Origin of the sequence: Micromonospora sp. NPDC048169 (assembly GCF_040652815.1) — a bacterium.
In the GTDB taxonomy this organism is placed as follows: Bacteria; Actinomycetota; Actinomycetes; order Mycobacteriales; family Micromonosporaceae; genus Micromonospora.
Window position 1 is genome coordinate 1 of the sequence record NZ_JBEZMS010000069.1, and the last position, 12,805, is coordinate 12,805.

Here is a 12,805-nt window from a genome sequence, read left to right on the forward strand (position 1 = left end):
CCGCCGCCTACGCATCCGCTGGGAAATCCGCGACGACATCCACGAAGCCTTCCTCAGCCTCGCCTGCGCCCTCATCTGCTGGCGCCAACTCCAACACACCCAAAGTTAGGAGTTCTAAGAAGGGCCCCTTCTACAACGCCAGGCGTTAATAAGGGGCCCTTCCTTACACAGGGTCAGAACGCGCAGGCGATGACCAGTTCGGTGGTGCGGTCGGGCAGCAGGTCGAGCTTCGCGATCCGGCCCGCCGCGCGCAGATCGTCGGCGACGGTGCCGAGCTGGTCGAGCACCGCCGCCGGTCCGAGCGCCTCGGCCAGCGGCACGTCCGCCTTCATCGACAGCTTCCGCTCCGACTTGGCGCGGCGCACCTGGCCCAGCGCGTCCGCGGCCAGCCGCAGCAGCTCCGGGTCACCCGGCGCGGCCATCGTGCGGGACACCTCGTACGTGGTCGGCCACGGCGAGCGGTGCACCGAGCCGTACCGCCACCACGACCAGACCTCCTCGGTGACGAACGGCAGCACCGGCGCGAACAGGCGCAACTGCACCGACAGCGCGGTCGCCAGCGCCGCCCGGGCCGAGTCGGCGGCCGGCCCGGTGCCGTAGGCGCGTTCCTTCACCAACTCGATGTAGTCGTCGCAGAACCGCCAGAAGAACGCCTCGGCGGCCATCAGGGCGGCCGTGTGGTCGTACCCGTCGAAGGCGGACGTCGCCACCCCGACCACGCCGGACAGTTCGGCGAGCATCGCGGTGTCCAGCGGTTGGGTCACCGGGGCCCGCAGCGCGTCGGCGGCGCCCAGCCCGAGCGCGAACCGGGACGCGTTGAGCAGCTTGGTGGCCAGCCGGCGGCCCACCTTGACCTGGGCCGGGTCGTAGGCCAGGTCCGTGCCCGGCTTGCCGCTGGCGGCCCAGTAGCGGACCGCGTCGGATCCGTTGCGCTCCAGCAGCGCCATCGGCGTGACCACGTTGCCCTTGGACTTCGACATCTTCTTGCGGTCCGGGTCGAGTATCCAGCCGGAGAGCACAGCCGTGTGCCACGGCAGCGCGCCGTGTTCCAGGTGGGACCGGGCCACCGTGGCGAACAGCCAGGTCCGGATGATGTCGTGCCCCTGCGGGCGCAGGTCCATCGGGAAGACCCGGCCGAACAGGTCCGGGTCGGTCTCCCAGCCGCCGACGATCTGCGGGGTCAGCGACGACGTGGCCCAGGTGTCCAGCACGTCCGGGTCGCCGGTGAAACCACCCGGCTGCCCGCGCTGCGACTCGTCGTAACCGGGCGGCGGCTCGCTCGTCGGGTCGATCGGGAGCATCGCCTCGTCCGGTATGAGAGGGTGGGACCAGTCCGGCTCGCCAACGTTGTCGAGCCGGTACCACACCGGCACCGGCACGCCGAAGAACCGCTGCCGGCTGACCAGCCAGTCGCCGGTGAGACCGCCCACCCAGTGCTCGTACCGGTGCCGCATGTGCTCCGGCACCCAGCGCAGCTCCCGCCCCCGGGCCAGCAGCTCCTCGCGCAGGCCGGCGTCCCGGCCGCCGTTGCGCAGATACCACTGCCGGGTCGAGACGATCTCCAGCGGCCGGTCGCCGCGCTCGTAGAACTTCACCGGATGGGTGATCGGCCGTGGCTCGCCAACCAGGTCGCCCGCGTCGGCAAGCAGCTCCACCAGCGTCCGCCGGGCGCCGTTCACCGTCTGCCCGGCCAGCGCCGCGTAGGGCTGCGCCGGCACGCCGGCCGGCGGCTCCGGCAGCAGCCGCCCGTCCCGGCCGATCACCACGCGGGTGTCCAGCCGCAGTTCCCGCCACCAGGTCACGTCGGTCAGGTCACCGAACGTGCAGACCATCGCGATGCCCGTGCCCTTGGCCGGGTCCGCCAGCGGGTGCGCGCGCACCGGCACCTCGACCCCGAACACCGGGGTACGCGCAGCCGCGCCGACCAGGTCCGCGTACCGCTCGTCGTCGGGGTGGCAGACCAGCGCCACGCAGGCCGGCAGCAGCTCCGGGCGGGTGGTGTCGATCAGCACCTCGCGGCCGTCCGGGCCGGTGAACCGCAGCCGGTGGTACGCGCCCGGCCGCTCCCGGTCCTCCAGTTCCGCCTGCGCCACGGCGGTGCCGTACCCGACGTCCCACAGCGTCGGCGCCTCGGCCTGGTACGCCTCGCCCCGGGCCAGGTTGCGCAGGAACGCGCGTTGGCTCGCCGCGCGGGCCGCCGAACCGATCGTGGTGTACGTCAGCGACCAGTCCACCGACAGCCCGAGCCGCCGCCACAGCGTCTCGAACGCCTTCTCGTCCTCGGCAGTGAGCAGTTCACACAGCTCGATGAAGTTGCGCCGGGAGATCGCCGTCGGGTTCTTCCGGGCCGCGTCGTCCACCGGTGCGGCCGGCGGGCGCCAGTCCCTGTCGTACGGCAGCGCCGGATCGGGGCGCACGCCGTAGACGTTCTGCACCCGGCGTTCGGTGGGCAGCCCGTTGTCGTCCCAGCCCATCGGGTAGAAGACGGTCCGCCCGCGCATCCGCTGGAACCGGGCCACCGTGTCGGTGTGCGTGTACGAGAAGACGTGTCCCATGTGCAGCTCGCCCGACACGGTCGGCGGGGGAGTGTCGATCGCGTATACGTCCGGCCGCTCCTTCGTGCGGTCGAACGCGTACGTGCCGTCGGACTGCCAGCGGCGGGCCCAGGTCTCCTCGAGGCCGTCCAGGCTCGGACGCTCGGGGACGCCGCCGCGGGCGCTCCTCGTCGTGTCGGTCATCAGCCGATGGTAGGCAGCCGGGCCGCCGCACTCCACGACTTTCCCCACCCCGCGCAGGGCGGTCAGAGGAGGGAGTCGCGCCACTGGCGGTGCAGGGCGGCGTAGCGGCCGTCGGCCGCGATCAGCTCCGCCGGTGGGCCGTCCTCCACGATCCGCCCGCCGTCGAGGACCAGCACCCGGTCCGCCGTCTCCACGGTGGAGAGCCGGTGGGCGATGACCAGGGCGGTACGGTCGCGCAACACGCTGCGCAGGGCCCGCTGCACCAGCCGCTCGGTCGGCACGTCGAGCGCCGAGGTCGCCTCGTCGAGGATCAGCACCCGGGGGTCGGCGAGGAACGCCCGGGCGAACGCCACGAGCTGCCGCTGCCCGGCGGAGAGCCGGCCGCCGCGCCGGTGCACGTCGGTGGCGTACCCGTCGGGCAGCGCGGCGATGAAGTCGTGCGCGCCGATCGCCCGCGCGGCGCCGACCACCGCCTCGTCGTCGGCGTCCGGGCGGCCGAACCTGATGTTGTCGGCCACGGAACCGCTGAACAGGTGGGTCTCCTGAGTCACCAGCACCACCGCCCGGCGCAGCTCGGCGTCGGCCAGGTCGCGCAGGTCAACTCCGTCCAGCCGGACCGCTCCCGCGTCCGGGTCGTGGAAGCGGGCCACGAGCTTCGCGACAGTGGACTTGCCGGCGCCGGTCGGGCCGATCAGCGCCACCGTCTGCCCGGACGGCACGGTCAGGTCCAGGCCGGACAGGATCGGCGTCCGGCGGCGGTAGCCGAAGCCGACGGCGCGGAACACGATCGCCCCGCGCGGCGGCCCGGCGGGCAGCGGCACCGGCCGGGCAGGTTCGGGCACCGCCGGGCGCTCGTCCAGCACGCCGGCCAGCTTCTCCAGCGCGGCGGTCGCCGACTGGAGCGAGTTGTAGAACTGGCTCAACTCCTCCATCGGCTCGAAGAAGCGGCGCAGGTAGAGCAGGAACGCGGCGAGCACGCCCACCTCGACGCCGCCGCCCAGCACCCGCCAGCCGCCGTACCCGAGCACCACCGCCGCGGTCAGGTTGCCGATCAACCGGATGCCCGGCGAGTAGATCGCGATCAGCCGGAACGCGTTCAGGCTGGAACGCCGGTAGTCGTCGTTCACGGTGGCGAAGATGCGGTCGTTGCGGTCCTCCCGCCGGTACGCCTGCACGGCCCGGATCCCGCGCAGCGATTCGACGAAGTGCACGATGACCAGCGCGACCGCCTCCCGGGTGCGCCGGTACGCCCCGGCCGACGCGTGGGCGAACCAGCGCGACAGCACGAACAGGAAGGGGAACGCGAGCAGCGTAACCGCCGCCAGCGGCAGGTCCAGCCAGAGCAGGATGCCCGCCACCGACAGCACCGACAGCCCGGCCATCACCAGCTTGTCGATGCCGCCGTCGACCAGTTCGGCGATCGACTCCAGGTCGCTGGTCAGCCGGGACACCATCCGGCCCGAGGTGTAGCGCTCGTGGAACCCGACGTCGAGGCGGAGGAAGTGCCCGTACACCCGGCGGCGCAGGTCCAGCAGGACGGCCTGGCCGATCCGGGCGGCGAGGGTGAGGAACGCGCGCCGGGCCGCGTACTCGACAGCTGTGGCGACCACGAACGCGGCGGCGACAGCAACCAGCGGGCCCGCGTCACCGGCCCGCAGCGGCCCGATGCCCCGATCGATGCCGAGCATGACCAGGTACGGCCCGGACATCGCGGCGGCGTTCTGGGCCAGCAGCAACGCCACCGCCAGCCCGAGCGCCCGCCGGTGCGGGCGTAGCAACAGCCGCAGCAGCACCCGGCTGCGGGCGCGCAGCCGGGCCACCGCCTCCGGGGACGAGTCCTCGGCCCGGCTGCGGTCGGCGTCCGGATCGGTGGCGCGCCCCCGCCAGCGGGACAGGTCGTCACCGCCGCCGTGGGGCGCGCCGGTCGTCGCGTGGCCGTCCGGTGGGGCCGGGTCGCCGCTGCCACCGCGCGCGCCGGTGGTGCCGGAGCCGTTCGGCGCGTCGCGGGGCCGGGGTACCCGCGGCACGCGGCCGGTCACGAGCGCACCAGGCCGACGCCGCCGGTCCGGCGCTCCGGCTCGGCGGACAGCACCGCCCGGTACGCGGGCACCCGCGCCAGCAGCTCCGAGTGGGTGCCGACGGCGACGATCCGGCCGCCGTCGAGCAACGCCACCCGGTCGGCCAGCGCCACTGTCGAGGGGCGGTGCGCCACCAGCAGGGTGGTGGTCGCGGTCTCCCGCAGCACCCGGCGCAGGGCCGCCTCGACGAGCGCCTCGGTGTGCACGTCGAGCGCGGAGAGCGGGTCGTCGAGCACCAGCACCGCGGGCCGGCCGAGCACCGCTCGCGCCAGCGCGAGCCGCTGCCGCTGCCCGCCGGACAACGACAGCCCCTGCTCACCGACGCGGGTGGCCAGCCCCCACGGCAGCTCGTACGCGAACTCCGCCTGGGCCAGCGTCAGCGCGGCCCGGACCTCGTCCTCGCTCGCGTCCGGCCGGCCCAGGGTGAGGTTCTCCCAGACCGACATGGAGAACAGCGTCGGCTCCTCGAACGCCACGGCGACCAGCCGGCGCAAGGAATCCAACCGCAGTTCACGCACGTCGTGCCCGTCGAGCGTGATCCGGCCGCCGGTCGCCTCGTGGAGCCGGGGGACGAGCGACAGCAGCGTGCTCTTGCCGCAGCCGGTGACGCCGACGAGCGCCATCGTCTCGCCCGGTTCGACGGTCAGGTCCAGGTCGCGCAGCACCGGCGCGGACGTGCCGGGATAGCGGAAGCCGACCGCCTCGAAGCGGAGCCGGCCGCGTACCTCGCCCCGGTCGAGCGGCCGGGCCCGTGGGCCGTCCACGATGGTCGGAGGTGTGTCCAGCACCTCCTGGATCCGGTCGGCGGCGGTAGCGGCCTCCTGGCCGTTGGCGATGATCCAGCCCAGCGACTGCACCGGCCAGATCAGCATGAGCTGGAGGCTGACGAACGCGACCAGCTCGCCGATGGACAGCACGCCCTCGGCGACCGCCGCGGCGCCGGCCACCAGGACGGCACCGAGCGTCAGGTTGGGCACCAGGTCGAACAGCGCTGACGTCCGGGCCAGCAGCCGGGCCTTGCCGATCCCGGTGTCGTGCAGCCGGCGCGCGCCGACGGCGAACTGGGCCGCCAGTTCCGGCCCGCGCCCGTATGCCCGCATCGTGCGCAACCCCAGCGCCGTCTCCTCGACCAGTGTGGCGACGTCGCCCTGCTGGTCCTGCATCCGGCGCGACGCCGCGTGGTAGTGGCGCGCGAACCGGCGGCTGATCAGGAACAGCGGTACGGCGCTGGCCGCGACCAGCAGCCCCAGCCACGGGTGCAGCCGGATCAGCAGCGCCACCACCGCCGCGTAGGTGACCAGGTTGAGCACCAGGAACAGCAGCCCGAAGGAGAGGAACCGCCTGATCACCGACAGGTCGCTGGTGATCCGGGACAGCAACTGGCCGGACTGCCAGCGATCGTGGAAGGAGGCCGGAAGCCGTTGCAGGTGGGCGTAGATGTCAGCGCGGATGGCGGCCTCCATGCCCACCGAGGACGACGACTGCGTCCAGCGGCGAATGAAGATCAGGACCGCCTCGGCCAGGCCGAGCAGCAGCGCCAGGCCACCGAGCCGGAGCAGCCCGGCCTCGTCGTGACGGGCCACCGGACCGTCGACCACCCGCTGCACCACCAGCGGTACGGCCAGGCTCGCCGCGGTGGCGGCGAGCGCCGCCACCAGCAGCCAGGCGAACTCCATCGCGTACGGGCGCAGGTAGGGCCGCAGCCGCCAGAGGTTGCGCAGCGGCTGGGACCGGGCGCGGAGATGCGCCGCGGGATTGCCGTCGCTGGACGCGGGCACTACCCGACGGTAGCCGTCGGGGGTGACAGACGGGCTGTCAGCTAACCGTCACCCGTCCCTCATGCCCGAGAAGCCACTTCTTCACATCCAGCCCCCAGCGGTACCCGCCCAGCGTGCCGTCGGTACGCAGCACCCGGTGGCAGGGCACGAACAGCGCGGCGGCGTTGCGGGCGCAGGCCGCCGCGGCGGCCCGCACGGCAGCCGGTCGTCCGGCCAGCGCGGCGAACCCGGTGTAGGTGACCGGGTCGCCGGGCTTGACGTCGCGCAGCACCTGCCAGGCGTGCGTCAGGAAGGGCCCGCCGGTGTGCTGCTCGACCGCTACCGCGTCGATGGCGGCGAGGTCACCGTCCAGGTAGGCGCGAACGGCGGCGGTCACCTGGCCGAGGTCGGCCCGTTCCCGCAGCTCACCGCGCAGACTCGGGTGGATCAACGGCATCAGGGCCGCCGGGTCGGCGGTGAAGCCCGCCGCGCGTACCGACCCGCCCGGGCCGGCGAGCACGCTGAACGGGCCGGCGGGGGTGTCGATGACTGTGCTGTCCACAGTGCTCATGCTGCTCTCCAGAGTCGGATGGTCGCGTACGACCGCCAGGGACGCCAGCGGTCGGCGTACGCGGACAGGGTCTTCGGGTCGTCGGGCAGGCCGAGCGCTGCCGCGCCCCGGCGTACGCCCAGGTCGGTGGCGAGCGCGACGTCGGGGTCGCCGAGCGCGCGCATGGCCAGGTAGCCGGTGGTCCACGGGCCGATGCCGGGCACCGAGGCCAGGAGCCGGACCGTCTCCTCCCGGTCGCCTCCGGGTTCCAGGTCGAGGTCGCCGTCGGCGACCGCGCGGGCCAGCGCGCGGAGCGTCTCCCGGCGGGCCGCCGGCATCCGGAACGCCGTGTCCGGCGCCGCGAGCACCTCCGCCGGACCGGGGAAGGCCACCAGGCCGTCAGCCGGGTCGTCGCCACCCGCCCCGCTCGCGGCCCGGGTGGCGGCGAGCAGGCGGGTGAGCGTGGTGCGCGCCGAGGCCAGCGAGACCTGCTGGGTGGCGACGGCGCGGACGGCCAGCTCGAACCCGTCGACCGCGTGCGGCAGCCGGACGCCGGGCTCGGCCGCGACGGCCGGGGCCAGCGCCGGGTCGGCGGCCAGGACGGCGTCCACCGCGACCGGGTCGGCGTCCAGGTCGAGCAGGCGGCGGCAGCGGGCCACAGCCGGGGCCAGGTCACGCATGTCGGCCAGCCGCAGCGTGGCGTCGATGTGGCCGTCGGCGGGGGTCAGCGCCACAGTGGCGGGACCGTGCGGCAGGCGCAGCCCTCGGTGGTAGGTGCCGTCGCGGACCACCTCGACGCGGGGGAGTGCGCGTAGCGCGAGGAAGTCCAGCAGCGCGCCCGCGTGCAGCGGGGGCCGGTATGCCAGCCGCAGCGAGAGCGTGCCCGCTCCGGTGGCCGTGGCCGGGCCACGCCGCCGGGCCCGCAGCTCGGACGGGGTGCCGCCGTAGACCTCGCGGACCGTGTCGTTGAACTGCCTGATGCTGCCGAACCCGGCGGCGAAGGCCACCTCGGCCAGGCCGAGGCCGGTGGTCTCGATCAGGATCCGGGCGGTCTGCGCGCGCTGGGCCCGGGCCAGTGCCAGCGGGCCGGCGCCCAGCTCGGCCCGGAGCATCCGGTGCAGGTGCCGCTCGGTGTAGCCCAGCCGGGTGGCCAGGCCGGGCACCCCGTCCCGGTCCACGACGCCGTCGGCGATCAGCCGCATGGCGCGGCCGACCAGGTCGGCCCGGACGTCCCACTCGGGTGAGCCCGGTGCCGCGTCCGGCCGGCACCGGCGGCACGCCCGGAGCCCGGCCCCCTGCGCGGCGGCGGCGGACGGGAAGAACCGGACGTTGCGTCGCTTGGGTGTCATTGCCGGACAGGACGGCCGGCAGTAGATCCCGGTCGACGTCACACCGGTGTAGAACCAGCCGTCGAACCGCGGGTCGCGGCTGTCGACGGCCCGGTAGCACCGCTCGAAGTCCAGTTCCATGCCACGATCCTGCCTCGCAGCTCCCCGGCTCGGCTGGCGGGATTCAGACATGACATGAGGCAGTCGCGCCAGCTCGGGGAGGTGGCGGTATCCCCGGCCCCGGGACACCGCCACCCCGCCGAGGTGGCGTGGATCATGTGGGGCGCATCCGAGAAAGTGTCGTAAGTGGTCGGTAGCGTCCCGCCACCAACTCAAGAAGAGGTGCGGGGCATGGCGAGCGTGGCCGGGCGGGGTGTCCGCTGATGCGATCGGGGCGAGCACCGTTGGACGCCGCGGTGGTGGAGGGCTTCTACGAGCGGATGCGGGTGGTGGCGCCGGCCGCGTACGGCGCGATCGAGCGCGACCGGGCCGGTGATCCCGGCCGCCCCTTCGCGGACACCGCCTGCGGGCGGCTGGCCAGTTCCCTCGACCCGGACGGGCTGCGCGCGCTCGGCATGTGGGCGCACCACTGGTGCATGCGCTTCTACGACGACGACACCCGGGTCGGCCTGCGGCTGGTCCGGGAGATCGCGGCCCGCCCCGGCCTGGGCTGGACCGCTGACGAGGTGCGGTGGCTGCTCGACCGGTCGTACGCGGCCGGGCCCGCCGCCGCGCACCGGTTCACGCTGCCGCTCGCGGCAGCCGCGCAGCTGCCGGCCGGCGTGCTCCCCGAGGGCGTCGCCGCCGAGGCGTGGCCGGACGACTGGCGCCGGCTGCGGGCCGGCTGACGGCGTGGCGACCCGGGCGACGTCCTGTCGCTCGGGTGCGGGCGCGACGATCGGTCCGGCATCTGGGCGAGCACCGTGGCCGCCACCGCCACCGCGAAGCCGGTGAGCTGGACCGGGTCCAGCGCCTCGTCGAGCACCACCCAGCCGAGCGCCGCGGCGGTCAGCGGGCTCAGCGTGCCGAGCACCGACACGCGGGACACCGGCAGCCGCGCCGCGCCACGGAACCACAGCACGTACGCCAGCGCGGTGCCGGCCAGCCCGAGCCACGCGTACCCGAGCACCGCCGGCCCGTCGGGCGCGGGCGGCGCGCCCTCGACGGCGGCGGCGACCGGCACGATCATCAGGCCACCGGCGACGAGCTGCCAGCTCGTCGCGGTGAGGACGCCCACTCCGGGCGGCCGCCCCCAGCGGCGGGTGAGCACCAGCCCGGCGGCCATCGCCACCGCGCCGGCCAGCCCGGCGGCGACGCCGAGCGGGTCGAGACCGGCGCCGGGACGCAGCACCACCAGCGCGACGCCGAGCGGTGCGGCCGCGGCGGCGACCAGTGCGGGCCGGGTGGGGCGGTCGCGGAGCAGGGCGACGGTGAGCACCGCCACCAGCAGTGGCTGCGCGGCGCCGAGCACGGCGGCGGTGCCGCCGGGCAGCCGGTACGCGGCGAGGAACAGCAGCGGGAAGAACACCCCGATGTTCAGCGCGCCGAGCACTGCGGCTCGTCCCCACCAGACGCCGTGTGGTCGTCGGCGGGTCAGGGCGAGCAGCAGCAGGCCGGCCGGGAGGGCCCGGATCGCGCCGGCCCAGAGCGGCCGGTCCGGCGGGAGGAGTTCGGCGGTGACGAGGTAGGTGGTGCCCCAGGTGACAGGGGCGGCGGCGGTGAGCGCGACGTCGGTCCAGCGAGGGTTCATGGAAGCCTCCTTCTCGTGGCTAAGTATCTTAGCGCTAAGCTAATCAGGGGTTAGCGAAAAGAGGAAGTGGGACGTGCGGCACAATCGGCAGCCGTGACAGGCGACGAGGTGGACGTGATCGTCGAGCAGTGGCAACGGGAGCGGCCCGGCATGCGGCCCGAACCGATGGCCGTGTTCGGCCGCATCTACCGGCTCGCCCGGCTGGTCGGCGACGGCCAGGAGAAGGTGTACGCGGGCTGGGGCATCGGCCGGGGTGAGTTCGACGTGCTCGCAGCGCTGCGACGCTCCGGCGCGCCGTACACGCTGGCGCCGAAGGAGCTCGCCGCCTCGCTGATGCTCACCTCCGGCGGCATGACCGGGCGGCTCGACCGGCTCGAACGGGCCGGCCTGGTGCGCCGCTCGCCGGATCCGGCCGACCGGCGGGCGCTGCGGGTCAGCCTCACCGACACCGGTCGCCGGGTGGTCGAGGAGTCGGCCGAGGCCGGCCTCGCCGTGCAACGGCGGATCCTCGACGCGTTGCCGCCCGCCGACCAGGAACGGCTCGCCGATTTGCTTCGTACGTTGCTCGCAGCGGCCACGGCCGGACCCGCCGATCCGGCACAATGATCGGCACCCGTCACCGGCCGGAAGGACGCCCGTGCCCGCCACCGAACCGACGATCGTCGCCACCAGCATGGGTTTCGCCAGCCGTCGCCGTGGCCCCTGGGACGCCCGGCCCAGCGCCCTGTTCGACCTGATGGCCGAGCTGGCCGGGGCCGGTGACGCGCCCCGCGTCTGCTACCTCGGCCAGGCCACCGGCGACCAGCCGACCGGGTTCACCGTCTTCTACGGCGCCTTCGCCGGCACCCGGTTCCGCGCCTCCCACCTGGCGCTCTACCCGATGCCGAACGTCGAGGACATCCGCGCCCACCTGCTCGCGCAGGACGTCGTCTGGGTCGGCGGCGGCAGCGTGGCGAACCTCTGCGCGGTCTGGCGGGTGCACGGCCTGCCGGAGATCCTGCACGAGTGCTGGCAGGCCGGCGTGGTGCTCGGCGGGGTGTCCGCCGGCTCGATCTGCTGGCACACCGGTGGCGCCACCGACAGCTACGGCCCGACGCTGCGGCCCTTCACCGAAGGGCTGGGCTGGCTCCCGTACGGCAACGGCGTGCACTACGACAGCGAGGAGCAGCGCCGCCCGCTGATGCACCGGCTGGTCGCCGACGGCACGCTGCCGGCCAGCCACTGCACCGACGACGGCGTCGGACTGATCTACCGGGGCACCCGGCTGGCCGAGGCGGTGGCCGACCGGCCCGGCGTGGCCGCGTACGAGCTGGTCCGCGCCGAGGACGGCACCGTCCGGGAGACCCGGATCGAGCCGCGCCTGCTCTCCGCCGCGCCGGAGTGACCGGGTTCGCGGACCTGCCTGCCCGGCGCGGGTGGCGAAGCGCGTAAGCTGGTTCGTCGTGAGTCTCACCATCGGCATCGTCGGCCTGCCCAACGTGGGCAAGAGCACCCTGTTCAACGCGCTGACCAAGAACGACGTGCTCGCCGCGAACTACCCGTTCGCCACCATCGAGCCGAATGTCGGCGTGGTCGGGCTGCCCGACGAGCGGCTGGCGAAGCTGGCGGAGATCTTCTCCTCGCAGAAGGTGCTGCCGGCGCCGGTCTCGTTCGTCGACATCGCCGGACTGGTCCGGGGCGCCTCCAAGGGGCAGGGCCGCGGCAACGCGTTCCTCGCCAACATCCGCGACGCCTCGGCGATCTGCCAGGTGGTGCGTGCCTTCTCCGACCCGAACGTGGTGCACGTCGACGGCAAGGTCTCTCCGGCCGACGACATCGAGACGATCAACACCGAGCTGATCCTTGCCGACATCCAGACGCTGGAGAAGGCGCTGCCCCGGCTGGAGAAGGAGGCCAAGCTCCGCAAGGACCGGGCCGCCGCCGTCGAGGCCGCCAAGAAGGCGGTCGAGGTCCTGGACAGCGGTGTCACCCTGTACGCGGGCGCCGCCGCCGCGAAGGTCGAGCTGGAACACCTGCGTGAGCTGCACCTGCTCACCACCAAGCCGTTCCTCTACGTCTTCAACGTCGACGAGGCCGAGCTGGGCAACGCCGAGTTCCTCGACGAGCTGCGCGGCCTGGTCGCGCCCGCCGAGGCGATCTTCATGGATGCCAAGATCGAGTCCGAGCTGGTGGACCTGCCCGAGGACGAGGCCCGTGAGCTGCTGGAGTCGATCGGGCAGTCCGAACCGGGCCTGAACCAGCTCGTCCGGGTGGGCTTCCGGACGCTCGGGCTCCAGACGTACCTGACGGCCGGCCCCAAGGAGGCGCGGGCCTGGACCATCCCGGTCGGCGCGACCGCGCCGGAGGCCGCCGGGGTGATCCACAGCGACTTCCAGCGCGGGTTCATCAAGGCCGAGGTGGTCTCCTACAACGACCTGGTCGAGGCCGGATCGATGGCGGCGGCCAAGGCCGCCGGCAAGGTCCGGATCGAGGGCAAGGAGTACGTCATGCAGGACGGCGACGTGGTGGAGTTCCGCTTCAACGTCTGAATCCGGCCCGTTTCCGCAGGTCAGCGGTTTGGTGCCTCGCCCTGGGGCACACCGGGGGCACAACCCCACGCTTCAT

At 73.9% G+C, this 12,805-nt stretch carries 9 protein-coding genes and 2 pseudogenes; 5 read left to right on the top strand and 6 right to left on the bottom strand.

What is annotated here, in order from left to right; all coding sequences use genetic code 11:
- Positions 1 to 109 (top strand): annotated as a pseudogene (locus AB0D28_RS29350) (IS5/IS1182 family transposase); the annotation flags it as partial.
- Between the two features lie 64 nt (positions 110 to 173).
- Here the strand turns inward: AB0D28_RS29350 and valS are convergent.
- The 5 genes from valS to AB0D28_RS29375 form a co-directional block, all read right to left on the bottom strand.
- Positions 174 to 2,738: a valine--tRNA ligase gene (valS, locus tag AB0D28_RS29355; RefSeq protein ID WP_357391090.1), complete on the bottom strand. Its 2,565-nt coding sequence runs from the start codon at positions 2,736 to 2,738 to the stop codon at positions 174 to 176.
- A gap of 62 nt (positions 2,739 to 2,800) precedes the next feature.
- Positions 2,801 to 4,633: an ABC transporter ATP-binding protein gene (locus tag AB0D28_RS29360; RefSeq protein WP_357391104.1), complete on the bottom strand. Its 1,833-nt coding sequence runs from the start codon at positions 4,631 to 4,633 to the stop codon at positions 2,801 to 2,803.
- 140 nt (positions 4,634 to 4,773) lie between these two features.
- Entirely contained in the window at positions 4,774 to 6,492 is a 1,719-nt protein-coding gene (locus AB0D28_RS29365; protein ID WP_357391106.1) for an ABC transporter ATP-binding protein, read from the bottom strand.
- A gap of 139 nt (positions 6,493 to 6,631) precedes the next feature.
- The gene (locus tag AB0D28_RS29370; protein ID WP_357391092.1) at positions 6,632 to 7,144 is read right to left on the bottom strand and encodes a methylated-DNA--[protein]-cysteine S-methyltransferase; all 513 of its coding nucleotides are present in this window, start codon (positions 7,142 to 7,144) and stop codon (positions 6,632 to 6,634) included.
- The gene (locus AB0D28_RS29375) at positions 7,141 to 8,592 is read right to left on the bottom strand and encodes an AlkA N-terminal domain-containing protein (protein WP_357391094.1); all 1,452 of its coding nucleotides are present in this window, start codon (positions 8,590 to 8,592) and stop codon (positions 7,141 to 7,143) included. Before AB0D28_RS29375 ends, AB0D28_RS29370 begins: the two co-directional genes overlap by 4 nt.
- A 242-nt stretch (positions 8,593 to 8,834) precedes the next feature.
- Between AB0D28_RS29375 and AB0D28_RS29380 the strand changes: the two genes are divergently transcribed.
- Complete coding sequence (locus AB0D28_RS29380; RefSeq protein WP_357391096.1) at positions 8,835 to 9,299, top strand: hypothetical protein; 465 nt, start codon at positions 8,835 to 8,837, stop codon at positions 9,297 to 9,299.
- 80 nt (positions 9,300 to 9,379) lie between these two features.
- On the opposite strand, the pseudogene AB0D28_RS29385 reads toward AB0D28_RS29380, so the two are convergent.
- A pseudogene (locus AB0D28_RS29385) lies at positions 9,380 to 10,201 on the bottom strand (EamA family transporter); the annotation flags it as partial.
- Between the two features lie 93 nt (positions 10,202 to 10,294).
- On the opposite strand from AB0D28_RS29385, the gene AB0D28_RS29390 reads away from it, so the two are divergent.
- Genes AB0D28_RS29390 through ychF form a run of 3 tightly spaced genes read left to right on the top strand, consistent with a single transcriptional unit; the run spans position 10,295 to position 12,729 of the window.
- Positions 10,295 to 10,807, top strand: coding sequence for a MarR family transcriptional regulator (locus AB0D28_RS29390; protein ID WP_357391098.1), 513 nt, complete (start codon positions 10,295 to 10,297; stop codon positions 10,805 to 10,807).
- A 31-nt stretch (positions 10,808 to 10,838) separates the two neighbouring features.
- Entirely contained in the window at positions 10,839 to 11,585 is a 747-nt protein-coding gene (locus AB0D28_RS29395) for a peptidase E (protein WP_357391100.1), read from the top strand.
- 58 nt (positions 11,586 to 11,643) lie between these two features.
- Entirely contained in the window at positions 11,644 to 12,729 is a 1,086-nt protein-coding gene (gene ychF, locus AB0D28_RS29400) for a redox-regulated ATPase YchF (RefSeq protein ID WP_357391102.1), read from the top strand.
- The last annotated feature ends 76 nt before the right edge of the window (positions 12,730 to 12,805 follow it).

Excerpts from the sequence above, each read along its gene's own strand:
- valS (WP_357391090.1), bottom strand. The coding sequence starts at position 2,738 with ATGACCGACACGACGAGGAGCGCCCGCGGCGGCGTCCCCGAGCGTCCG.
- AB0D28_RS29365 (WP_357391106.1), bottom strand. The coding sequence starts at position 6,492 with ATGGAGTTCGCCTGGCTGCTGGTGGCGGCGCTCGCCGCCACCGCGGCG.
- AB0D28_RS29370 (WP_357391092.1), bottom strand. The coding sequence starts at position 7,144 with ATGAGCACTGTGGACAGCACAGTCATCGACACCCCCGCCGGCCCGTTC.
- AB0D28_RS29375 (WP_357391094.1), bottom strand. The coding sequence starts at position 8,592 with ATGGAACTGGACTTCGAGCGGTGCTACCGGGCCGTCGACAGCCGCGAC.
- AB0D28_RS29380 (WP_357391096.1), top strand. The coding sequence starts at position 8,835 with ATGCGATCGGGGCGAGCACCGTTGGACGCCGCGGTGGTGGAGGGCTTC.